The organism is Acidipropionibacterium virtanenii, assembly GCF_003325455.1.
GTDB classification, from domain to species: Bacteria; Actinomycetota; Actinomycetes; order Propionibacteriales; family Propionibacteriaceae; genus Acidipropionibacterium; species Acidipropionibacterium virtanenii.
In genome coordinates this window covers 2,199,974-2,222,269 of sequence record NZ_CP025198.1, presented here as the reverse complement: position 1 = coordinate 2,222,269, position 22,296 = coordinate 2,199,974, and the positions used below count along the sequence as shown (strand labels likewise).

The following is a 22,296-nucleotide window of genomic DNA, read 5'->3' as shown; positions in this document are numbered from 1 at the left end:
AGCAGAACCCGGTCCAGAACCCCCTACGACCGTCTCATGACCCGGCTCGGCCGGATCCTGCGCCTCGACGGCGGTCGCCGCACAATGGGCGATTCCCAGGAACCTCTTCTGGCGGCCCCCATGCTCGACCAGTACGTCATCCTGGTGACCACTGTTCTGCTGGCGGGGATCGGCGCGCTGATGAGCCTGTCCTCGTCGTCGGTGTACGCCCAGTCGCTGGACCTCGGTCCCTACTACTTCGCCCTGCGCCAGCTGGGCTTCCTGGCCATCGGCGGAATCGCCGCCTTCATCGCCTCCCGGATGGGGGAGCGGCTGCTGCGCGGCTTCGGATGGGTCGCCTACTGCGGTGCCGTGCTGATGCTCATCCTGGTGTTCACGCCCCTGGGAAGCGACGCCGGCAAGGGCAACCGGTCCTGGCTGGTGCTGGGCCCGATCACCCTTCAACCCTCCGAGTTCGCCAAGCTGGCGGTGATCATGGTCGGATCCGTCTACCTGGCCGCCCGCCGTGAGGATCTGGGTCAGTTCCGGCATCTGGCGATCTATCTGGGACTCTACGGCGTGGTCGCCGTCCTGGTCATCGCCCAGGGAGACCTGGGCACGGCTCTCATCATCGGTGCCGTCCTCATCGCCCAGATGTGGGCCTTCGGCATTCAGAAGCGATACATCCTGGGACTGTTGGCCGCTGCCGGGCTCGTTGTCGCGGCCGCGGTCGTGACGACCCCGTACCGGATGCGGCGGATCACCCTGTTCCTGCACCCCGGGGCCGATCCCGACGCCTCCCAGCAGCCGCTCAGCGCCATCTTCGCGCTGGCCACCGGCGGCTGGTGGGGGGTGGGGATCGGGGGCTCCCGGCAGAAGTGGGGAGGGCTCTACGACGGCGCCCAGAACGACTTCGTCTTCGCGGTGCTCGGCGAGGAGATGGGCCTGGTGGGCACCCTGGCGGTGCTTCTCCTGTTCAGCCTGCTGGTGTGGGCCGGCATCCGGGTGGCGATGCGATCGCGATCCCAGTTCCGCCGGACCCTGGCGGCCACCGTCACCGCATGGACGGCCGTCCAGGCGATGATGAACATCGGCGTCGCCATGAAACTGCTCCCGGTGGTGGGGGTGCCGCTGCCCTTCATCTCGATCGGCGGATCCGCCCTCATCGCCAATCTCGTCGCCTCTGGCATCCTGTTGTCCTGTGCCCGCCACGAACCGGCCGCGGAGGCGTACCGGGAGGCGTCGAGGCGCAGCGGGCCGCCGCGGGTGACTACCGTGGTGGACGGCAGTCATCGAGACTGAGCCTGACTCCGGCCGATCCGGGGTGCGCCGGGATGAGACCCGGTGACGAGATCCGAGACAGAAGGGTGATCACAGATGGTGAATGTCGTGCTGGCCGGAGGAGGTACCGCCGGTCATACCTCGCCGTTGATCGCGACGGCACAGGCTCTGGCGCGCCATCCCGACCTGGGACACCTGTCCTGCATCGGCACGCCGAAGGGGCTGGAGGGCAGGGTCATACCGGAGGCCGGCCTGGTGCTCGACATGATCGATCCGGTCCCGCTGCCCAGGAGTCTGTCAGTGGACCTGCTGAAGGTGCCGGGCCATCTGCGCCGAGCCGTCCAACAGGCGGCGGACGTGCTGCGCCGTCGCCAGGCCGACGTCCTGGTCGGCTTCGGCGGGTACGTCTCGATGCCCGCCTACCTCGCCGCCCGCAAGGCCCAGGTGCCCGTGGTGATCCATGAGCAGAACGCGGTGCCCGGGCTGGCGAACAAGGTGGCGGCACGCTTCGCGACCCAGGTCGCCGCGGCCTTCCCCGACACCCCCCTGCCGGGGGCCCGGTTCATCGGGATGCCGCTGCGCGAGGGCATCACCCGACTGGCCACCATGACCCTGCCGGAGCGTGCCGAGGCGACCCGTGCGGCGCGCCTGCGGTTCGGGCTCGATGCCGACCGTCCGACACTGCTGGTGAGCGGCGGATCCCAGGGGGCGGTCGCCATCAACGAGGCGGTCGTCGCCGCCCGCGACCGGCTGCTCGCCGAGGGCGTGCAGATCCTGCACATCCTGGGTCCGCGGAACATCGGCGCCGCCACCGCCATCGCCGACCCGACCACCGGTGCCTCGTGGAAACCGCTGGACTACGTCGACGACATGCCGGCCGCCTACCTGACCGCCGACCTGATGGTCGCCCGGTCCGGGGCCGGGACTGTGGTGGAGACCGCGGTCGCAGGCGTGCCGGCGATCTACGTGCCGCTGCCCCATGGCAACGGCGAGCAGGCCCGCAACGCCCGCTCGGTGGTCGAGGCCGGGGGAGGGGTGCTGGTCCCCAACGCCGAGCTCGACGCCGCCCGCCTGCTGAGGGAGACCGAGCGGATCCACCGCCCGGAAGAACTTGCCGCGATGGCCGCCGCCGGCCGTGGCCTGATGCCGGCCGACTCGGCCGAGCGGCTCGCCGCACTCGTGCTGGGCGCGGCAGACCGCTCCCGGACACCGCGTCCCGTCCCCAAGGAGGATCCCGATGGCACTGCGTGAACCGGTCGAACTGGCCGACCCGCACTCGATCGGGCCGGTACACTTCATCGCCATCGGCGGAGCCGGGATGAGCGGCGTCGCCAGGATCTACCAGGAGCTGGGGGTGGAGGTCTCCGGCTCCGACCAGGTCGACTCGGCCAACCTCCGGGCGCTGGCAGACGCCGGGGTGCGCACCTGGGTGGGCCATGATCCCTCCCATGTGGACGGGGCACGCACCGTCGTGGTGTCCTCGGCGATCCGCCCGGACAACCCCGAACTCGTCGAGGCGAATCGCCGGGGCCTGCGGATCTGGCACCGTAGCGCCGCCCTGGCCGCCCTCATGCTGGGCCGCGAGGGGATCTCGGTGGCCGGAACCCACGGGAAGACCACCACCACCGGCATGACCGCCGTGATGCTCGCCCACGCCGGCGCCGACCCGTCCTATGTCATCGGGTCGCCGCTGGCCAGCACGGGCCGCAGCGCCCACCTGGGCGGCGGCAGCGCCTTCGTGGTCGAGGCCGACGAGTCCGACGGATCCTTCCTCCAGTACCCCAGCCGGATCGTCGTGGTCACCAATGTGGAGGCCGATCACTTGGACAACTGGGGAACGCCCGACGCCTATTTCGACGGCTTCGTGCGGATGGCCACCCGGCCCGAGGTGAGATACGTCGTCGCCAACCTCGATGATCCCGGCGCGGCACATCTGGTCGGCAGGCTGGCCAGCACCGGAACCGTGCAGGTGGTGACCTACGGCGAGTCCGCCGAGGCGGATGTGCGTCTCAGCGATCTCGATCTGGAGGGTGCCACCGCCTCGGCGACCCTCACCCGCGGCCGTCAGAGCGGGCGGCTGGAGCTCCAGGTGCCCGGCCGGTACAACCTCGCCAATGCGGCCGCCGCGTACTGCGCCGCAAGCCTCCTCGGCATCGATCACGACGAGCTGCTGGCCGCTGCGGCCTCATTCACCGGCACCCTGAGGCGCTTCCAGCTGGTCGGGAGTCGCGGCGGGGTGAGGATCTACGACGACTACGCCCACCATCCCACCGAGATCCGAGCGACCCTCGGGGCCGCTCGCCGGGCGGCCGGTGACGGCCGCGTGATCGCCTGCTTCCAGCCGCATCTGTACAGCAGGACCCAGGAGTTCGCCCACGAGTTCGGGGCCGCCCTGGCGCTGGCCGACCGGGTCCTGGTCACCGACATCTACGGTTCGCGCGAGGATCCGGTCCCCGGGGTGACCGGCGCCCTGGTGGAGGACGCCGTGGAGGCGGCCGGCGGATCCTCCCGATATGTTCCCGACAAGGGCGACCTTCCGGCGGCGCTGGCCGAGGAGGCGCGTCCCGGAGACCTGGTGATCACCCTGGGCGCCGGCGACGTGACTCTCGTCGGCCCTCTGCTGCTCCCCCTGCTGCCCGACACCGGAGCCACCGGCGACCGGTCGGCCCGATCCCTCTGATGGCCTCCTCGGTCTCAGACATCACCGGGCCGCTCGATCTGCGGGCCAGATCGCGTCGCCGGCGCATCCGGATCGTCACCGTGGTGGCCGTCCTGGTGGCGGTGCTGCTGGCCGTCGGCGTCTACGTGGTGCGCTGGTCCGGCCTGATGGCTGCGGATCAGGTCGTCGTGGACGGTGCGCGGCTGGTGACCGCCGACCAGGTCCGCGACGCCGCCCGGGTGCCGATCGGCGCCCCGTTGGCCACCATCGATCTTGGCGCGGTCGGATCCCGGGTGGCCGCGCTGGAGCCGGTCCACCGGGTCTCCGTCCACCGCGCCTGGCCCGATACGGTGCGCATCCGGATCACCGAGCGCCGGCCCGTCTACCAACTGCGCGACCAGCAGGGCTACCACTGGATCGATGCCTCCGGTACGGCCTTCCACACCACGACGGCCTCCCGGCGCGGTACTCCGTGGGCCCTGACCGCCACCAGGAGTACCCGTCTGCTGCGCGACGTCGCGACGGTGGCCGCGAGCCTGGACCCCGCCCTGCTCAAGCAGCTCGATCATCTGGAGGCGGGCGGACCGGACTCGATCACGCTGGTGCTCAGCAAGGGGCGCACGGTGATGTGGGGCAGCGCCGACGAGTCCGACGTGAAATCCCAGGTGGCCACCGCGATGGTGGCCACGAAGGCCACCCACTACGACGTATCCTCCCCGCAGAACCCCACCGCACGGTGATCTCGCCGTGCCGGCGGGGTGGTCCGGCACGGCGCGGGGATATGTTCGGGGCATCTCTCAACCCCCGCTTGAGGGTCAGTGCCGAACCGGACGCGTCGGTGGACACTCAGGGTAGGGACTCATAGCCTGTCAGGTGACCGGCACTCGACGTAAGTGAGGCAGACTCCCGTGGCAACTCCATCCCAGAATTACCTCGCGGTCATCAAGGTCGTGGGCGTCGGCGGCGGCGGCTGCAATGCTGTGAACCGGATGATCGAGGCAGGTCTCAAGGGAGTCGAGTTCCTGGCCATCAACACCGATGCGCAGGCCCTGCTCATGAGCGACGCGGACGTCAAGCTGGACGTCGGCCGCGATCTCACCCGGGGCCTCGGCGCGGGCGCCGACCCCGACAAGGGGCGGCAGGCCTGCGAGGACCACTCCGATGAGATCGAGGAGTGCCTCAAGGGGGCCGACATGGTCTTCGTGACGGCCGGTGAGGGCGGCGGCACCGGGACGGGCGGAGCCCCCGTGGTCGCCAAGATCGCCCGATCTCTCGGAGCGCTGACCATCGGCGTGGTGACCAGGCCCTTCACCTTCGAGGGAAGACGGCGGACCAATCAGGCTGAGGAGGGGATCGACAGGCTCCGCGAGGAGGTCGACACCCTCATCGTCATCCCCAACGACAAACTGTTGTCGATGGCCGATCAGCAGATCGCCATCATCGACGCCTTCAAACAGGCCGACCAGGTGCTGATGCAGGGCGTCTCGGGGATCACCGATCTCATCACCACGCCCGGCCAGATCAACCTGGACTTCGCCGACGTCAAGTCGATCATGTCGAACGCCGGGTCGGCGCTGATGGGCATCGGTCACGCCTCGGGCGAGGACCGGGCGCGCGCCGCCGCCGAGATGGCGATCTCCTCGCCCCTCCTGGAGGTGTCCATCGACGGTGCCCACGGCGTGCTGCTGTCGATCGCAGGCGGTTCCGATCTGGGCCTCTTCGAGGTCGCCAGCGCCGCCAACCTCATCGAGGAGGCGGCCCATGACGAGGCCAACATCATCTTCGGTACGGTGATCGACGACGCCCTGGGCGACGAGGTCCGGGTGACCGTGATCGCGGCCGGGTTCGACGGAGGCCAGCCACCGCGCAAGCAGCCAGGGGTGAGCGCCCGCCCGGTGAGCCGCGCGGGAACGACGGCCGGTCGGCCGTCCCAGCTGCGCCCGGGACGCCCGGCCCAGCCCGGTGGCCGCCCGGTCCCCCAGCGGAACGAGCAGCAGGACCAGGAGCACGAGGAGAGCACCAACCCGCTTCGGGTGGCCAGGCCCACCCCACCGCCCGACGACGATGACGACATCGACATCCCCGACTTCATGAAGTAGGTCCGGTGCTGCGAATGCGTATCGACCCCGGCGCCAATCACGGCGTCGGGGTCGCCTTCACCGACAGGCGCGGCGGAAGTTCGCTGGGCCCTCTCGGCGGATTCAATCTGGGGCGCGCCGACGCCGACGACCCGGCCAGCCTGGTGGCCAACGTCGGTGCCCTGCGGGTCGCCCTGGGAGTGCGGGGCATAGCCCTGGTGCACCAGGTGCACGGTGCGGAGGTGATGCGCCTCGGAGCCCCGGAGGCTCAGGCGATCCGCGACGACGACGTGCTGCGGGAGGCTCCGGGCCGCCCGGACCCGCTGCCGTCCGCCGATGCCATGGTGACCACCGTCGCCGGGGTGGCGCTGGCCATCCGGGTGGCCGACTGCCTGCCGGTGATGCTCGCCGATCCGGGCGCCGGGGTGATCGCAGCGGCCCACGCCGGGCGGGCCGGGCTGCTGGCCGGCGTGCTGGGCCGGACCGTCGGCCGGATGCGCGACGCCGGTGCCCGCGACATCCTGGGCTGGATCGGCCCGCACATCTGCGGACGCTGCTACGAGGTGCCCCGGGAGATGGCCGATCGGGTCTGGCGCGATCACCCCGCCACCCGCTCGCAGACCTCCTGGGGAACGCCGGCCCTCGATCTGGCGGCCGAGGCCCACAGTCAGTTGGAGGGGCTGGGCGTCACCGCGGTGGGGCTGGACCCCTGCACCCGGGAGCACGAGGAGCTGTTCTCCCATCGCCGCGATCCCGGGTCGGGAAGGCTGGCGGGGCTGGTCTGGATCCGCGAGGATCCGGCCCAGCGGTAGCGTGTCGTCCACGACGAAGGGCCCGGTCGTGGCAGTCTGGGACCACGCCGGGGCTGTTGGTGCCGGCGCCGATGTGAGTTAGGAGAACCCGATGGCTGGTTTCGGTAGGAAGATCGCCTCGTACGTCGGTCTGGTCGACGACCGTCGCTACGACGAGGATCTGTCCGACGAGGAACTCACCACCGAGGTGTACTCCGACGACGGCTACGAGCCGTCCACCGTCACCCCGCTGCCCGACCGGCGCCCCAGGTCCAGTGCGGCGCAGGGCAGGTCGCATGAGCCGCAGGGCAAGGACAAGGATGACGCCGGTGGGCGCCAGCCCAGGGCCTTGGCCCCTCGCGAGCCCGTTGCCGAGGAGCCCGAGCCGAGCATTGCCGACGTCAACCGGATCCTCACTGTGCATCCGCGCAACTTCAACGAGGCCCGGGTCATCGGCGAGCACATCCGTGACGGGGTCCCGGTGATCATGAACCTCACCGAGATGGAGGAGCGCGACGCCAAGCGTCTGGTCGATTTCGCGGCGGGACTGATCTTCGGTGTGCGTGGCAGTATCGACAAGGTGACGAGCAGGGTGTTCCTGCTGTGCCCCCATAACGTCAATGTCACCCCTGAGGACAAGGCGCGGATCGCCGGTGAAGGATTCTTCAACCAGTCCTGAGCGGGTGCCCGTCTGCTGAGGAGAACGCCGTGGCGCTGGCCGGCATCATCATCTGGTACGCGATTCAGATCTACATGGCCCTGCTGGTCGTGCGGATGATTCTGTCGTGGATACCCCTGCTGTTCCGAGGGTTCGAGCCCAGAGGCGTGGTGGCCGTGCTCTTCGAGGTGGTCTACACGCTCACCGACCCGCCGGTGAAGTTCTTCGACCGGGTTCTGCCGCCGGTGAACCTGGGGGGCATCGGATTCAGCCTGGGATTCATCCTGCTGTTCGTGGTGCTCTACGCCGCTCAACGGCTGACGATCTGGGTCTTCTTCTAGCCCCGCGCGGCGCCTGTGCAGGGGGCCAAGCCCGAACCTCGGGTGGAGGGTTTTGCCGTGTTGCCGGGGGCGTTGATGACGCATCCTGGTTGTCTGGAGTAGCCTTGACCCAGTCTCATGGCGTAGCCCGCCGACTCAGGGAGGCGGTCAAACCGGAGGCGAAGACTGTATCCGAACTGTTGGAGTGCACAATGACGCTGACCCTCGACGAGGTGCGCAGGATTCGTTTCCCGATGGCACGACGCCCAGGCGAGGGGTACCGTGCGGGCGAGGTAGACGATTTCGTGGACAAGGTCGACGCCACCTTTGCCGCGATTGTCGATGAGAATGACCGCCTCAAAGCCCAGCTGGATGCCCTCAAGAAAGCCGATGGCGCTGCCGGAGGGCAGCCCGATGCGAAGCTGAATGAGGAGAACACCCACCTCAAGGCTCAGCTCGAGGAGCTGCGCGCACACCAGCAGGAGGCCGGAAGCGCCGAGCTGGAGCGTTCGCGCATTGCCGCTTCCGAGGCCGAGAACAAGGTGCGTGCGGCCCAGCAGGAGGCCGCGACTCTTCGCAGCCAGCTGGAGGAGGCGCGCCGCAGCGCGACCCAGCAGACCTCGGTCCAGGGGGCCGGGGCTGCCGAGGTCAACAGGCTGCGCACCGAGAACGAGCGCCTGAACTCCCAGCTCAAGCAGGCCCGGAACGAGACCGAGGCGGCCCGCCGCGCCGCGGCGGCGTCCCCGGCCAAGGTCGCCTCGACCTCGGGTGCGCCTGACCGCATCCAGGTGTCGACCAGCGCGGAGGCCGCTCCGGCGGTCGTCCGGATGGTGGAACTCGCGATCGCCGACGCCGAGCGCGTCGTCCATGAGGCTCATGAGGAGGCCGATCGCAAGATGGCCGACGCCGAGAAGAAGGCCCATGAGCACATCGTCGACGCCCAGACCCGCGCTGAGCGGATCGAGTCGGCGGCCCGGGTCAACTCCGAACGGGTCACCTCCGAGGCGCGGGCGACTGCGGAGAAGGTCACCACCGATGCCCAGGCCCGTCGCAATGAACTCTTCGGCGAGCTCGAGTCCGAGCGCGACGACCTCACCGGGAAGGTCGACCAGCTGAGAGCCTTCGAGAACAATTACCGAGACAGCATCATCTCCCACCTGCGCAGCCAGGCCGAGAATATTGAGAAGGGGGTCTTCGAGCCCACGGCGACCGCCGACCTCGTCCGTTCCGAGAACCGGGTCGCCCCCGGGAGTTCGGCCACCCCCAGGCTGGATGCGCTGATCACCGGTCGCAGCCAGCAGAACTGAGCCGGGCTGTCCGGGCCCCGTGGACCCGGACCGCAGATCCGTTGACGAGCCCCCTCCGGACATCCGGAGGGGGCTCGTCCGCGCCCTGGACCGGTACCCGGGGGCGACCTGCGGCCACCGGGCCGGCATAGCTCATTCGGTGAATGGGACGCGGGTGTATTGTCTGCGGACAGTCCGCGTCGATCCGCGGTGCGGGCTCGGTCGCGTGGCGGGGATGCCCCGGTCCCGTGGCCGGCTGATTCCAGCGGGACGGTCCTGCCGCACGAGGCCGGTCTGTCCTGGTACGTCATTGAAGATGGAGAGACGAGGACATGTCGCAGCAGGATGCTGAGTCCCGGGTCGCTGAGCTTGCGGCCGCGCTTCCGGTCCGCGAGGGCGATGATCCCTGGACGGCCGAGGAGGTCACGGAGGTCGTCACCACCCTGCGTGCCGACGTCGAACGGATGGGTGCCAATCTCGCCAAGGCGCAGACGAATCTGGCAGATCTCATGACAGAGGGCTCCGACGGGGCCGGCAAGGATCCCGCAGACGTCGGCTCCTCCCAGTTCGAGCGCGATCAGGAGATCTCTCTGACGCGCAACGCCCAGTTGGTCTACGACCAGTCGCGGCTGGCCCTCAGGCTCATCGAGGAGGGCACCTACGGGACCTGCGAGAACTGCGGCAGGCCGATCGGCAAGGCGCGTCTCCAGGCCTTTCCCCGAGCCACCATGTGCGTGACCTGCAAGCAGCGCGAAGAGCGCCGGTGAGCTCGACGGCCACCGGAGCCGCAGAGGGGCGGGCCACGGGCAGGGCCGACGGGACCGCACTCAGTGGACCGAGGCTGCGGACCTGGCGCGGGATCGCCATCGCGATCGCTCTCCTCGGCCTGTTCCTCGACCAGATCGCCAAAGATCTGGCGGTGGCCCGGTTGGATCCGGCGGACCCGCCGAGCTATTTCGGTGGGCTGTTGCATCTGCAGTTGCTGAGGAACTCCGGGGCCGCCTTCTCGATGGGTTCCGGCGCGACCGTGGTGATCAGCCTGTTCGCCATCGTGGCACTGGTGACGGTGGCTCTGCTGGTGCTCCCCAGAGCCCGTCATCGCTGGTCACTGGTGTCCTGCGGAATGATTCTGGCCGGGATCAGCGGCAATCTCGCCGACCGGCTGTTCCGGGCACCGGGGGCGCTGCGCGGCCACGTCGTGGACTTCTTCGCGCTGCCGCACTTCGCGGTCTTCAACGTCGCGGACATGTTCATCACGGCCACCGCGGTGCTCGTCGTCGCGATGAGCATCTTCGGTGGCTCCGCGGACGAGGACGGCGGTTCGGGCAGGTCCGGCGGGGCACGGCGATGAGCGTCCTGCTGGTTCCCGACGGGCTGGACGGAGCCCGGGTGGACGCCGCCGCGGCGCGCATGACGGGCGTGTCCCGGTCCCGGATCTCCGATCTCGTGGATGAGGGCAAGGTCCTCCTCCAGGGAGAAGCGGTGCGCAGGGCGTCGACACGGGTGCGTCACGGGCAGATGCTGGAGGTCGATCTCTCTGATCCGGTACGGACGGCCTCGGTCACCCCCCGGCTCGTCGAGGGGATGGGCATCGTCCATGACGACGCCGACATCGTCGTCGTGGACAAGCCTGCCGGGGTGGCCGCCCACCCCTCCCTGGGGTGGGACGGTCCCAGTGTGGTCGAGCATCTGGCGGCGGCCGGATTCTCGATCTCGACCAGCGGCGCGGCCGAGCGCCGGGGGATCGTCCAGAGGCTCGACGTCGGCACCTCGGGCCTCATGGTGGTGGCAAAGAGCGAGCTCGCCTACACACTGCTCAAGCGGGCCTTCCGCGAACGGACGGTCGACAAGATCTATCTGGCGCTGGTGCAAGGCCATCCCGATCCCTTCGACGGGACCATCGACGCCCCCATCGGAAGGCATCCCGGCCATGACTGGAAGATGGCGGTCGTCGACGGCGGTCGGCACTCGGTGACCCACTACGAGACGATCGAGGCGTTCCGCTCGACCACCCTGCTGCGCATCCATCTGGAGACCGGGCGGACTCACCAGATCCGGGTGCACATGTCGGCGGTGCGCCACCCGTGCTGCGGTGATCCGCTGTACGGCTGCGATCCGTTGATGGCCCGTGATCTGGGCCTGGACCGCCAGTGGTTGCACGCCAGCCGCCTGTCCTTCGATCATCCGGGGACCGGAGAGCGGGTGAGCTTCACCAGTCCGCTGCCACCCGATCTCTCCCACGCCCTGGATGTCGCATCGGGCCCGGACGGCTTCGACGCCACGGAGCTGCTCTGAGGCCGGCGCGAGTACCCGGGCGTTCTTGCACGCGGTGCGGCGCCCGGATGCACAGAAGGTGACATCGGGTCGCCCGGGCCCGTCGTGACGACTGCGCACGATAGAGTGGAGGACGTGCGTAGAGCGAAGATTGTGAATACACTAGGGCCCGCTGTTGAGAGCCACGACGGAATCAAGGAACTTATCGAGGCGGGCATGAATGTCGCCCGCCTCAACATGAGCCACGGGGACTACTCCGAACACCAGAATCGTCTCGACCTCGTGCGTTCGGTGAGCGCAGAGCTCGGAGCCAATGTGGCCGCCCTGGCCGACCTCCAGGGACCGAAGATCCGCACCGGGGTCTTCGCCAAGGCCGAGGGAGAGTCCAACGGCAGGATCGTCCTCAAGAAGGGCGACAGGTTCACCATCACCACCGACGACATCATCGGTGACCAGGAGCGCGTCTCCACGACCTTCAAGGGTCTGCCCGGTGACTGCCATGCCGGCGACATCATTCTGATCGACGACGGCAACATTCAGCTCGAGGTCGAGTCGGTGACCGCCACCGACGTCAACTGCGTCTGCACGGTGCCCGGCCCGGTCTCCGACCACAAGGGCATCAACCTTCCCGGCGTCCCCGTCTCCCTGCCGGCGATGACCGAGAAGGATGAGGAGAACCTCCGCTGGGCGCTGGGCGTCGGCATCGACCTGATCGCCCTGTCCTTCGTCCGCCACGGCAATGACATCGACCGCGTCCACCAGATCATGGACGAGGAGGGCCGCCGGGTCCCGGTCATCGCCAAGCTGGAGAAGCCGCAGGCGATTGAGAATCTCGACTCCATCGTCAACAACTTCGACGCCGTGATGGTCGCCCGCGGCGACATGGCCGTCGAGTGCCCGCTGGAGGAGGTCCCCCTCATCCAGAAGACCATCATCGAGAAGGCCCGCCTGCAGGCCAAGCCCGTGATCGTCGCCACCCAGATGCTCGAGTCGATGATCCACGCCCCGCGCCCGACGCGCGCCGAGGCGGCCGACGTCGCCAACGCGATCCTGGACGGCGCCGACGGCGTCATGACCTCGGCGGAGACCTCCGTGGGTGACTACCCGGGCGAGACTGTCCGCACGATGGCCAAGATCGTCGAGTCCACCGAGGCCCACGGCCTCGACAAGATCGCCTCGATCGCCTGGGACCCCCATACCACCGGCGGCATCATCTCGAAGGCCGCGACCGAGGTCGCCGAGCGCGCACAGGCCAGGTACCTGGTGTCCTTCACCAAGTCCGGCGACACGGCTCGCCGCCTGTCGCGGCTGCGCCCCGCGACCCCGATGCTCGTCTTCACCCCCGACGAGACGACCACCAAGACCCTCGCCTGGACCTGGGGCGCCCAGGCCGTCGTGACCCCTGTGTTCAAGAGCTCCGAGGAGCTCTACAGGTGGGTCAACGCCTACCTGCGCGACAACAGCCTGGTCGCCGTCGGCGAGCGCATCGTGGTGGTCTCCGGATCCCCGATGGATGTTCCCGGCAAGACCAATGACCTCAGGGTGCTGAGGATCAAGGAGGACTGATTCGCCCGGTCCTCGGGACCAGCGGTGAATTCGGGGGCCACGACTGGGTGTCGTGGCCCCCGAGCCATGATGCGGCGCATGCACGGTGCCCGAGAGGGGAGTCGAACCCCTACGCCCTTGCGGACAGCGCATTTTGAGTGCGCCGCGTCTACCATTCCGCCACTCGGGCCGCAGCGGCCATTGTGGCACAAACCGGGCGGAGAGTCAGTCCGGGTGAAAGTCCCGCCGGGATCGGCGGGTCCGGCTCCGGCGGCCGACCCGCAACCGCTCGTGCGGTGGGCAGGTGGGCGCCCAGAGTCAAGATCTGAGATGATTCCCCTGTCGAACCACTTCGACAGGGGCGGTCGTGACGAGGACCGATGCCGGGGAACCGGGGCCGGACACCGAGTGTCGGCCGTGTCGATGCATGCAATCGAGAAGGAACAGTGGCCCGGATTCGTGGCGCACATCTCATATTGTGCGGGTGATCCGCCATTCACTGTAGGATGAGGGGAAATTGTCAGCGTCAGAGATGCAAGGAAGCACCGCCGTGGGTAACACAGTGAATTCCGACCGATCTGCAACCGGGAATGGCTCGGCAGGTGAATCAGGCGACCGCCCCAGGGTGGTCGTGGCTGAGGATGAGGCGCTGATCCGTCTCGACCTGGTCGAACTCCTCGAGGAGCAGGGCTACGAGGTCGTCGGGCAGGCAGGGGACGGTGAGGAAGCCGTCGCACTGGCCACCGAACTCGAGCCCGACCTCGTGGTGATGGACGTCAAGATGCCCAAGATGGACGGCATCACGGCGGCCGACAAGATCGCGGAGGACCGCATCTGCGCGGTCGTCATGCTCACGGCCTTCAGCCAGCGCGACCTCATCGAGCGGGCGCGTGAGGCGGGCGCGATGGCTTATGTCGTCAAGCCCTTCGACGCCTCCGACGTCGTGCCGGCCATCGAGATCGCGATGGCCAGGTTCGCCGAGATCAGGGCCGTCGAGGACGAGGTGAGCGATCTTGAGGAGCGACTCGAGTCGCGCAAGGTCGTCGACCAGGCCAAGGGGATTCTGCAGACCACTCTCGGCCTGTCCGAGCCCGAGGCCTTCCGCTGGATCCAGAAGACGGCGATGGACCTGCGCAAGTCGATGCGCGACGTGGCCCAGGGCGTCATCGCCCACGACGGGGGCCGGGACCGCTCCAAGCGCTGATGCAGGCCGTCCCCTGGGTATCAGGTCAGTGATAGTCGGTGTGGTCAAGGGGGATCACCTGACAGCTGACCCGGCCGACGGCGCACAGTCGGTGGAGATCGTCGCGGATCTCCACCGAGTGGGTGGTCGCGTGTCGGCCCAGGTGGAGCGCGGTCGAGACCGCGGTCATCTGGTCTCCTCTCGGTGCTCTCAGATGGGAGACACTCAACTCGACACCCACCGCACCCATGCCCATCTGGCGCGCATGGCACATCGCCGCCAGTGACCCGGCGGTCTCGACCAGCACTCCTGAGGCACCTCCGTGCCACAGGCCTGTCGGCTGCGTGTTGCCGTGCAGCGGAGCCGAGACGGTACAACTGGCGGCAGTGAGCTCAAGGATCGCCACCCCCAACTTGTCGTCCAGGGGGCTGACCAGGCCCTGCAGCCAGTCCGGAAGTACCACGCCGTCTGACGTTGTGTAACCCATGAGTACAGCCTCCCACCGTCCGGGGAGAGGGGTACAACCAGCAGGGCTCGGGGCCGTGCCGAGGAGGCTCCGGTTGGTAGCATTCCTGCGGTCGTATCGCGAAAGGGCGGGCAGATGGCCTCTCAACTGAAACTCATCGGTATCGGTGCCGGGAACCCCGAATGGGTGACCGGGGCCGCTGCCCGCGCCGTCCGCGAGCTGGACGTGCTCTTCGTGGTGATCAAGGAGAAGGAGCTCGACGAGTTCGTCGAGGTCCGCCGGCAGATCGTCGAGGAGCACCGTAGCGCCCCGTTGCGCACCGTGGAGCTGCACGACCCGCCCCGGCCGTGGCGCAGCACCCCGGACTACCCGGCGGCCGTGCGCACCTGGCGGCAGCAGAGGCTGCAGCAGTGGTCGGACGCCGTGGCCGCCGAGATCGGCGAGGGCCAGGCGGGCGGATTCCTGGTCTGGGGGGACCCCTCCCTCTACGAGAGCACCCTGGCGATCGTCAAGGAGCTCGTGCGGGTCAGCGACCGTGAGATCGGGGTGCAGGTGATCCCCGGCATCAGCAGTGTGCTGGCACTGGCGGCCGCACATCAGATCCCCCTGAACCGGCAGGGGCGTGCCGTCGTCATCGAACCCGCCCGACTGCTGGCCGACGGTATGCCGGAGGGGACCGACGACGTCGTGGCCATGCTCGACGGCCACCAGACCTTCGCGAACATCGACCCGGCGGGACTGGACATCTACTGGGGCGCCTACCTGGGCACCGCCGACGAGATCCTCATCAGCGGGGACCTGGCGGCCGTGCGCGAGGAGATCCTGGAGGTACGCGCCGCGGCGGTGGCCCGCAAGGGCTGGATCTTCGACACATACCTGATCAGGCGGCGCATCTGAAAGAAGGGGGGCAACCCCCCTTGAACCCCCTGGCGGGGGATCCTGCCCGGGTCGGGGCGGCGTCGCAGGCCGGCTGTCGGGGTGGGCCGCTAGAGTCTCCCCCATGAGCGAATCCCGGCCGACCCTGTTGATTCTCGACGGTCATTCGATGGCCTTCCGGGCGTTCTTCGCCCTGCCGGTGGAGAATTTCACCACCAGTACCGGCCAGCACACCAACGCCGTGTACGGATTCGTCTCGATGCTGGTCAACCTGCTTCGCGACGAGCAACCCAGCCACGTCGCGGTCGCCTTCGACCTGGCCGGCGGCACCTTCCGCACCGAGCAGTACTCCGACTACAAGGGAGGCCGGGCGGCGATCCCGCCGGAGTTCCCGGGACAGATCGACCTCATCAAAGAGGTCCTGGACACCCTCAACATCCCCCACATCGAGAAGCCCGACTACGAGGCCGACGACATCCTCGCCACCATGGCGACCCGGGCCACTCGCAAGGGCATGCGCACCCTCATCGTCTCGGGAGACCGCGACGCCATCCAGCTCGTCGACGAAGACGTCACCCTGCTGTACCCCCGGAAGGGGGTCTCGGACCTCCTCCGGCTGACCCCCGATGCGGTGGAGGAGAAGTACCTGGTGCGCCCCGAGCGGTACCCGGAGCTCGCGGCGCTGGTGGGGGAGAGCGCCGACAACCTGCCCGGTGTGCCCGGCGTCGGCCCCAAGACGGCGGCCAAGTGGTTGGCCGCCCACGACGGCCTGGAGAACCTCATCCGTCAGGCCGACTCGGTCAAGGGCAAGGCGGGTCAGTCCTTCCGCGAGCACCTGGACGACGTGAGGCGCAACCGCCGTCTCAACGCCCTGATCCGCGACCTGGATCTCGACGCCACGGTCGACGACCTCGGGCACCGGTCGTGGAATCGCGAGGGCACCAGGGCGCTCTTCGAGGCCCTGGAATTCCGAGGGCTGTGGGACCGCGTCCAGGCGCTGGAGTCGACCGGCGACGAGCCCGCCCAGGCGGCGACCATCCACGTCGACGGCCGAGTGCTGACCGGGGGCGAGCTCGGCGACTGGCTCAAGGAGCATCGCCGCAGCCGGATCGGCATCGACGTCACCGGCAGCTGGGCAGCCGGCTCGGGGGAGGTGACGGGGATCGCGCTGGGGACCCAGGACGGTGCCGCGCGCTGGTTCGACCCGGTGGAGGTGGGCGTTGACGATGACCGGGCGCTGGCGGTCTGGCTCGCCGATCCCACCGCCGCCAAAGCCATGCACGCCGCCAAGGGACCGATCGAGGCGCTGGCGGCGCGCGGTTGGGAGATCGCAGGACTGACCTGTGACACCGAGCTGGCCGCCTATCTGCTGCGCCCGGACCGGCGCTCCTACCCGCTGGACGAGCTTGTCGGTCTGCATCTGGAGGCCGAGCTGAGCTCGCCGGCGGAGGCCTCCGGGCAGGCCATGCTCGACTTCGACGAGGACGGCTCCGCCCAGTCGGCCGAGTCCATGGCCCGGGCCGTGGCGGTCGCCCGGCTGGCCACCGTCATGGAGACCGAACTGGATCAGTACGGCGAGCTCGATCTGCTTCACGACCTCGAGGTGCCCGTCCAGACCTCGCTGGTGGCCATGGAGCGCGCCGGGATCGCCATCGATGCGGACGTGCTGGACGCACTGCGCTCCGAATTCGACGGGCGGGTGAGCGGCGCCCAGCAGCAGGCCTGGGAGGTGATCGGCCAGGAGGTGAACCTCGGATCCCCCAAGCAGCTCCAGAAGGTGCTTTTCGACGAGCTCGACATGCCGAAGACCCGCCGCACCAAGTCCGGCTACACCACCGACGCCGACGCACTGGCCGGGCTCTTCGAGAAGACCCAGCACCCCTTCCTGGCCCACCTGCTGGAGCACCGGGACGCCATTCGCCTGCGCCAGACCGTCGACGGGCTGCTCAAGAGCGTCTCGGACGACGGGCGCATCCACACCACCTACCAGCAGACCGTCGCCGCCACCGGTCGGCTGTCGAGCACAGAGCCGAACCTCCAGAACATCCCGATGCGGACCGAGGAGGGAAGACGGATCCGCGAGGGATTCGTCGTCGGAGACGGCTACGAGGCGCTGATGAGCGCCGACTACTCCCAGATCGAGATGCGGATCATGGCCCATGTCTCCGGGGACGACTCCCTCATCGAGGCGTTCCGATCCGGACTCGACGTGCACACGGTGACCGCCTCCCACGTCTTCGGCGTCGATCCGGCCGCCGTCAGCGTCGCCCAGCGCTCGAAGATCAAGGCGATGAACTACGGGCTGGCCTACGGCCTGAGCGCCTTCGGCCTGTCCCAGCAGCTCAAGGTGCCGGTGCCTGAGGCGCGAGCCCTCATGGACGACTACTTCGACCGCTTCGGGAAGGTGCGCGACTACCTCACAGGTGTGGTGGCGACGGCCCGGAAGGACGGCTTCACCTCCACCCTGATGGGACGCCGACGTTACCTTCCCGATCTCAACTCCTCGAACCGACAGCGCCGGGAGATGGCCGAGCGGGCCGCTCTCAACGCCCCGATCCAGGGCACCGCGGCGGATCTCATCAAGGCGGCGATGCTGGCCACCGACGCCGGCCTGGCAGCCAAGGGGCTGTCGTCGCGAGTGCTGCTCCAGGTCCATGACGAACTCATCCTGGAACTGGCCGCAGGGGAGGAGGCCGCGGTGCGCGAGGTCGTCACCGAGGCCATGGGGCACGCCATGGACCTGTCGGTCCCGCTGACGGTCTCGATCGGCGTCGGCCGGTCCTGGTTCGGGGCTGCCCACTGAGCTTCAAGGGCGGGGGAGTCGACTCCCCCTGCACCCCCTCGTAGCGGTGGATCGGAATGGGTCCGGTCGGCGTCGCTGGCCTCGCGCTGCGTAGCGGGTCGGTGACCGCGGTCGACGACTGGTGTCGCGCAGGCGCTCGACAGCCCCCTCAGCCGGTGGCTGAGGGGGCTGTCGAGGTGGGTGATCAGGCGGGCGCGAACTCGACCATCCGCTCGGCCAGCACATTCAGCACATGACGCCACGGCTTGCCGGTGGCCCGCTGCATTCCGATCTCGCAGGTGCGGTTGGCCGACAGGTAGAGGTCGAAGTGCCGGCGCTGCAGCTCGGCGGCCTCCCGGGAGGTGGCCGAGGCGGTCAACTCCGGATGGAGCATCCCACGGTCACCGGCGAATCCGCAGCAGCCCCAGGCGTCTGCGATGACGACCTCCTCGGCGATCGCCTCGGCGCATCTGCGGATCGCATCGTTCCAGCCCATCCGGGTGGACGAGCAGGTCGGATGGAGGGCCGCGGAGTGCACCTTCGGCAGCGGCGGCATCGCGGGCAGCAGTTCGTCGGCGATGTACTGGACGGCGTCGACCACGCGGATGTTGGTGACCCCCTCGTACTCGAGCTCATGGACGAAGCCCTCGGAGCAGCTGACGGCGTCCGACAGCACGACCAGCTCGCCGTCGCGGGTGGCCCGCCGCATGATGTCGACGACGCGCTTGCGCATATTCGCGTAGCCCTTCGTCATGCCCTTGGACTTCCACGGTGTACCGCAGCAGATCGTGTTGATCCCCTCGGGGACGGTCACCCCGACGCCCGCGGCGGTGAGCAGTTCGATCACCGCGAACTGCATCGTCTCCTCCTGCGGCACCGCCGACCCGAACATCGTGTTGACGCAGGCCGGCATGTAGACCACCTCCGGGCGTCCCGCCTGGCCGCCACGATGACCGGGCACCCGGCGCTTGCCGCCCGCCGGAAGCTCATCGGAGACCATCGGGATGCGGTCCTTGCCGAGCACTGCCCGCGCCGCCCCGGTGACCACATTGGTGGCCTTCGCCGGGATCGGCCTGATGGCGCTCATCGCACCGCTGGCCACGGTGACGAAGGGGCTCCACGCCTTGCCGACGACATCCCATCCGAGCTGCCAGACCTCCGGGTTCTCCTCGGCCCGCAGCCTGCGGACAAGGTCGCCGGTGTTGATCTGGAGGGGGCAGTTCGTCTCGCACATGCCGTCGACGGCGCAGGTCTGGATGACCTTGTACTCCTCCTTCTCGCGGAGTTCGGCCACCAGCTTCTCGTCCCCGTCGGCCTGCGCCTGAGCGATCGCACGCTGGACGACGATCCGCTGGCGCGGGGTGAGGGTGAGGTCGCGGCTGGGGCAGACCGGCTCGCAGTACCCGCACTCGACGCAGCGGTCCACCTCCTCCTGGACGGTGGGGGTGAGCTTGATGTCCTTGAGGTGGAGCTTCTCGTCGTCGGTGATGATGGTGCCCTGGTTGAGCGTGCCGGCGGGATCGAGAGTCTCTTTGACCTTCTTCATGACGCCGTAGAGCTCCGGCCCGTACTGCCTCTCGACGAAGGGGGCCATGATCCGCCCGGTCCCGTGCTCGGCCTTGAGGGTCCCGTGCGAACCGAGAACCAGCTCCGCCATGTCGGAGGTGAAGGTCTCGTAGCGGTCCAGGCCCTTGCTGCTGCGGAAGTCCTCCAGGACCAGGAAATGGATGTTGCCGTCCTTGGCATGGCCGAAGATGATCGACTCCGGGTACCCGTGCTCGCCGAACAGCCCCTGCAGGTCGCCGCAGACCCCGGCGAGGCTCTCGACCGGAACGGCGATGTCCTCGAGCAGCGCCGTCTGGCCGGAGGGTCGGGTGCCGGCCACCTTGGCGTAGAGGCCGTTGCGGATGTTCCAGATCGGGCCACGGACCGCCGGATCATCGGTGAACACGGGCTTGTTGACCAGCTCGAGGCCGGAGATCACGGCGTTGCCGCGCTCCTCGGCCTCACGTCGCGAGTCGGCGTCGGGGCAGTGGTACTCCACGAGCAGGGCGGCGTCGTGGCCGCCGGGGCTCGGTGGGATGACGTGACCGTCACGGGGGTCGTTGCGGCCCAGTTCCAGTGAGGCCGAATCCATCAGCTCGGTGACGGAGACGCCGGAGGCGACCAGATCCGGCAGCGCCCTGGCGGCGTCATCGAGGGTGGGGAAGTGCAGCAGGGCCGTGGAGATCTGCGGCATGATCGGCAGCGTCCGGAGGACCGCCGAGGCGATGAACCCCAAGGTCCCCTCGGAGCCGATCATGAGGTGCTGGAGGATCTGCGCCGGGGTGTCGTGGTCGAGGAACGAGTTGATCCCGTAACCCATGGTGTTCTTCATGGAGAACTGGTGGCGGATCTCGGTGGCCAGATCCTCGCGGCGGCACTGGTCGCGCAGCGCCAGAAGGGTCTCGACGAGCTGGGGCTCGGCGGCGGCGAGGGTGTCCTCGCAGTCGGGGTCACCGGTGTCGACGACGGTGCCGCTGGTGAGCACGATGACCATCGACTCGAGGGTCTTGTAGGTGTTGGCCACGGTTCCGCAGCTCATACCCGATGAGTTGTCGGCGATGACACCACCCAGGGTGCAGGCCACCGAGGAGGCCGGATCGGGGCCGAGTTTGCGGCCGAGCCGGCCCAGGACGGTGTTGACCGCCTGGACGGTCGCCCCGGGCTGGACCCGCACCCGCTTGCCGGCGTCGAGCACCTGGATGCCGCGGAAGGCCCGCCGGGTGTCGACCATGAGGCCGCTGGTGAGGCCCTGACCGGACAGGCTGGTGCCGCCGGAACGGAAATTGAGGGAGACCTTGTGCCGCTTCGCGGCAGCCATCGCCGCGGCCACATCAGAGACCGAACGGGCGCGCACCAGGGCCCCGGGGGTCAGGAGGTAGTGGGAGGCGTCGACCGAGGCCGCCGCCAGGTCGAGGGTGTCCTGGGTGACTGCGGGCTGGCCGAGGGACTGCCGCAGCTCTGCGACGAGGGCCCCGGGCATCGATGAGTGATCACTGCGAAGCATGGCCCAACCCTAGACCGTCCTGGTCTGACCATGACGCAGGGCCCCCAATTACCCTATCGGAAGGAAATGAGGTGAGGCAAACCTTACCGCGAAGGGGGTTCCTGTCGCGAGCCCCTCGGCGTCACGCCGTCACGGGTGTCGCGTAGAAGACGAAACGCGAGTCCCAGTCGCTGCGCGAGGCGTCGTAGTCCCAGCAGATGACGATGGCGAGCATCGGGGCCCCGGAGTCGGCATAGATGATGTCGGACTCAGGATCGTAGTCCGTGACCTTGACCTTGATGCGGTGGTCGTAGCGGTAGCACGCCTGGTGGCCGGAGGAGTCCGCCATGCGGATCAGGTCACCCTTGGTGAGCCCGCTGTCGGCCTGGGCGAGCTCATTCCCCAGAGCCCCGCCGGTGTGGTACGTGTGGATCGACAGCACGACCTTGCCCTTGGCGCTGCCGGGCCGGGGGCCGCGGTTGTACCAGGCGACGGTGCGCGGCTCATTCTTGGGCGGTGCGGCCGCGGCGTTGTCGGCGTCCAGCCCGAGTGAGAGCACCGGGCTCGACACCTTCATACGATCGATCTTCATGGTGGACGGGGTGATGGGCCGCTGGGACGCCATGCAACCTGCCGGGACGGCCGCCGTCGGGCTGGGCGTGGCGGCACGGCTCGGCGTGGGAGATGCGGTGGTGGCCGCCGTCGCAGGTGCTGACCGGCTGGTGGTGGCCTGCCGGGGGACGTCGCGAGTCTGCGTCTGCTGCCAGGCCATGACCCCGACCGCGGCGATGAGCACGATCGCCAGGATGATGCCGATGACCCGTGCCGCCGCTGAACGACCGGTGTGCTGCTCGGGGCGGGGGTTCTGGCTCATATCGCGTGATCCTCCGATCAATGGGCCGGTCAGTGGGCCGGCTCTGGACGCTCGCGTGCGGTGCGGCGCCGGACTCCGGCTCGCGGGCACACAGGCTAGACCAAGAAGGTGGCGGCGAGGTGGACAGCAGGTGACCGGGCATCGTTTGCCGGTCTGTTGCGCACCGGGGTAGTGTGTACTCTGCATTATGGCCTGCGTGGCTTCAGACGGAGTAGG

19 protein-coding genes and 1 tRNA gene are annotated in these 22,296 nt (G+C 68.8%); 16 read left to right on the top strand and 4 right to left on the bottom strand.

Annotated elements, in window-relative coordinates; translation table 11 throughout:
- The first annotated feature begins 84 nt into the window (after positions 1 to 84).
- The 13 genes from ftsW to pyk all read left to right on the top strand — a co-directional run bounded on the left by ftsW (position 85) and on the right by pyk (position 12,892).
- Positions 85 to 1,281: a putative lipid II flippase FtsW gene (gene ftsW / locus JS278_RS10260; RefSeq protein ID WP_245935308.1), complete on the top strand. Its 1,197-nt coding sequence runs from the start codon at positions 85 to 87 to the stop codon at positions 1,279 to 1,281.
- A 75-nt stretch (positions 1,282 to 1,356) separates the two neighbouring features.
- Entirely contained in the window at positions 1,357 to 2,511 is a 1,155-nt protein-coding gene (murG, locus tag JS278_RS10255) for an undecaprenyldiphospho-muramoylpentapeptide beta-N-acetylglucosaminyltransferase (protein WP_114045108.1), read from the top strand.
- Positions 2,498 to 3,940 carry a UDP-N-acetylmuramate--L-alanine ligase gene (gene murC / locus JS278_RS10250; RefSeq protein WP_114045107.1) on the top strand — a complete coding sequence of 481 codons (1,443 nt, stop codon included), beginning with the start codon at positions 2,498 to 2,500 and terminating at the stop codon, positions 3,938 to 3,940. The genes murG and murC overlap by 14 nt, the downstream gene beginning before the upstream one ends.
- On the top strand, positions 3,940 to 4,659 hold the full coding sequence (locus JS278_RS10245) for a cell division protein FtsQ/DivIB (RefSeq protein ID WP_114045106.1): 720 nt from the start codon (positions 3,940 to 3,942) through the stop codon (positions 4,657 to 4,659). Before murC ends, JS278_RS10245 begins: the two co-directional genes overlap by 1 nt.
- A gap of 168 nt (positions 4,660 to 4,827) precedes the next feature.
- Entirely contained in the window at positions 4,828 to 6,018 is a 1,191-nt protein-coding gene (gene ftsZ, locus JS278_RS10240; RefSeq protein WP_114045105.1) for a cell division protein FtsZ, read from the top strand.
- 5 nt (positions 6,019 to 6,023) lie between these two features.
- A complete protein-coding gene (locus JS278_RS10235) occupies positions 6,024 to 6,809 on the top strand; it encodes a purine nucleoside phosphorylase YfiH/LACC1 family protein (protein ID WP_114045104.1) in 786 nt (261 codons plus the stop codon).
- A 91-nt stretch (positions 6,810 to 6,900) separates the two neighbouring features.
- On the top strand, positions 6,901 to 7,467 hold the full coding sequence (locus JS278_RS10230) for a cell division protein SepF (RefSeq protein WP_114045103.1): 567 nt from the start codon (positions 6,901 to 6,903) through the stop codon (positions 7,465 to 7,467).
- Positions 7,468 to 7,496: 29 nt separating this feature from the next.
- Positions 7,497 to 7,787: a YggT family protein gene (locus JS278_RS10225; protein ID WP_114045102.1), complete on the top strand. Its 291-nt coding sequence runs from the start codon at positions 7,497 to 7,499 to the stop codon at positions 7,785 to 7,787.
- Positions 7,788 to 7,978: 191 nt separating this feature from the next.
- Positions 7,979 to 9,073 (top strand): DivIVA domain-containing protein, encoded by a 1,095-nt coding sequence (locus JS278_RS10220; RefSeq protein ID WP_114045101.1) that lies wholly within the window; start codon positions 7,979 to 7,981, stop codon positions 9,071 to 9,073.
- Positions 9,074 to 9,384: 311 nt separating this feature from the next.
- A complete protein-coding gene (locus JS278_RS10215) occupies positions 9,385 to 9,819 on the top strand; it encodes a TraR/DksA family transcriptional regulator (protein ID WP_114045100.1) in 435 nt (144 codons plus the stop codon).
- A complete protein-coding gene (locus JS278_RS10210) occupies positions 9,816 to 10,403 on the top strand; it encodes a signal peptidase II (RefSeq protein ID WP_245935083.1) in 588 nt (195 codons plus the stop codon). The genes JS278_RS10215 and JS278_RS10210 overlap by 4 nt, the downstream gene beginning before the upstream one ends.
- Entirely contained in the window at positions 10,400 to 11,347 is a 948-nt protein-coding gene (locus JS278_RS10205; RefSeq protein WP_114045098.1) for an RluA family pseudouridine synthase, read from the top strand. Before JS278_RS10210 ends, JS278_RS10205 begins: the two co-directional genes overlap by 4 nt.
- A gap of 114 nt (positions 11,348 to 11,461) precedes the next feature.
- Positions 11,462 to 12,892, top strand: coding sequence for a pyruvate kinase (gene pyk / locus JS278_RS10200; protein ID WP_114046258.1), 1,431 nt, complete (start codon positions 11,462 to 11,464; stop codon positions 12,890 to 12,892).
- 86 nt (positions 12,893 to 12,978) lie between these two features.
- Here pyk and JS278_RS10195 read toward each other — a convergent pair.
- Positions 12,979 to 13,061, bottom strand: a tRNA-Leu gene (locus JS278_RS10195).
- A gap of 327 nt (positions 13,062 to 13,388) precedes the next feature.
- On the opposite strand from JS278_RS10195, the gene JS278_RS10190 reads away from it, so the two are divergent.
- Positions 13,389 to 14,075 carry an ANTAR domain-containing response regulator gene (locus JS278_RS10190; RefSeq protein ID WP_425451433.1) on the top strand — a complete coding sequence of 229 codons (687 nt, stop codon included), beginning with the start codon at positions 13,389 to 13,391 and terminating at the stop codon, positions 14,073 to 14,075.
- A 25-nt stretch (positions 14,076 to 14,100) separates the two neighbouring features.
- On the opposite strand, the gene JS278_RS10185 is transcribed toward JS278_RS10190, so the two are convergent.
- Positions 14,101 to 14,541: a PaaI family thioesterase gene (locus JS278_RS10185; RefSeq protein WP_114045096.1), complete on the bottom strand. Its 441-nt coding sequence runs from the start codon at positions 14,539 to 14,541 to the stop codon at positions 14,101 to 14,103.
- A 114-nt stretch (positions 14,542 to 14,655) separates the two neighbouring features.
- Here JS278_RS10185 and cobF point away from each other — a divergent pair, with 114 nt between their 5' ends.
- Positions 14,656 to 15,417: a precorrin-6A synthase (deacetylating) gene (cobF, locus tag JS278_RS10180; RefSeq protein ID WP_114045094.1), complete on the top strand. Its 762-nt coding sequence runs from the start codon at positions 14,656 to 14,658 to the stop codon at positions 15,415 to 15,417.
- 103 nt (positions 15,418 to 15,520) lie between these two features.
- Positions 15,521 to 18,199 (top strand): DNA polymerase I, encoded by a 2,679-nt coding sequence (gene polA, locus JS278_RS10175; protein WP_114045092.1) that lies wholly within the window; start codon positions 15,521 to 15,523, stop codon positions 18,197 to 18,199.
- A 184-nt stretch (positions 18,200 to 18,383) separates the two neighbouring features.
- Here polA and JS278_RS10170 read toward each other — a convergent pair whose 3' ends face one another.
- Together JS278_RS10170 and JS278_RS10165 are read right to left on the bottom strand one after the other, a co-directional pair.
- Positions 18,384 to 21,227: an FAD-binding and (Fe-S)-binding domain-containing protein gene (locus JS278_RS10170; RefSeq protein ID WP_114045090.1), complete on the bottom strand. Its 2,844-nt coding sequence runs from the start codon at positions 21,225 to 21,227 to the stop codon at positions 18,384 to 18,386.
- Positions 21,228 to 21,348: 121 nt separating this feature from the next.
- A complete protein-coding gene (locus JS278_RS10165; RefSeq protein ID WP_114045088.1) occupies positions 21,349 to 22,080 on the bottom strand; it encodes a class F sortase in 732 nt (243 codons plus the stop codon).
- Positions 22,081 to 22,296: the final 216 nt, after the last annotated feature.

Coding starts and splice junctions, on each gene's coding strand:
- ftsW (WP_245935308.1), top strand. CDS start 85: ATGGGCGATTCCCAGGAACCTCTTCTGGCGGCCCCCATGCTCGACCAG.
- murG (WP_114045108.1), top strand. CDS start 1,357: ATGGTGAATGTCGTGCTGGCCGGAGGAGGTACCGCCGGTCATACCTCG.
- murC (WP_114045107.1), top strand. CDS start 2,498: ATGGCACTGCGTGAACCGGTCGAACTGGCCGACCCGCACTCGATCGGG.
- JS278_RS10245 (WP_114045106.1), top strand. CDS start 3,940: ATGGCCTCCTCGGTCTCAGACATCACCGGGCCGCTCGATCTGCGGGCC.
- JS278_RS10230 (WP_114045103.1), top strand. CDS start 6,901: ATGGCTGGTTTCGGTAGGAAGATCGCCTCGTACGTCGGTCTGGTCGAC.
- JS278_RS10220 (WP_114045101.1), top strand. CDS start 7,979: ATGACGCTGACCCTCGACGAGGTGCGCAGGATTCGTTTCCCGATGGCA.
- JS278_RS10215 (WP_114045100.1), top strand. CDS start 9,385: ATGTCGCAGCAGGATGCTGAGTCCCGGGTCGCTGAGCTTGCGGCCGCG.
- JS278_RS10205 (WP_114045098.1), top strand. CDS start 10,400: ATGAGCGTCCTGCTGGTTCCCGACGGGCTGGACGGAGCCCGGGTGGAC.
- JS278_RS10185 (WP_114045096.1), bottom strand. CDS start 14,541: ATGGGTTACACAACGTCAGACGGCGTGGTACTTCCGGACTGGCTGCAG.
- cobF (WP_114045094.1), top strand. CDS start 14,656: ATGGCCTCTCAACTGAAACTCATCGGTATCGGTGCCGGGAACCCCGAA.
- polA (WP_114045092.1), top strand. CDS start 15,521: ATGAGCGAATCCCGGCCGACCCTGTTGATTCTCGACGGTCATTCGATG.
- JS278_RS10170 (WP_114045090.1), bottom strand. CDS start 21,227: ATGCTTCGCAGTGATCACTCATCGATGCCCGGGGCCCTCGTCGCAGAG.
- JS278_RS10165 (WP_114045088.1), bottom strand. CDS start 22,080: ATGAGCCAGAACCCCCGCCCCGAGCAGCACACCGGTCGTTCAGCGGCG.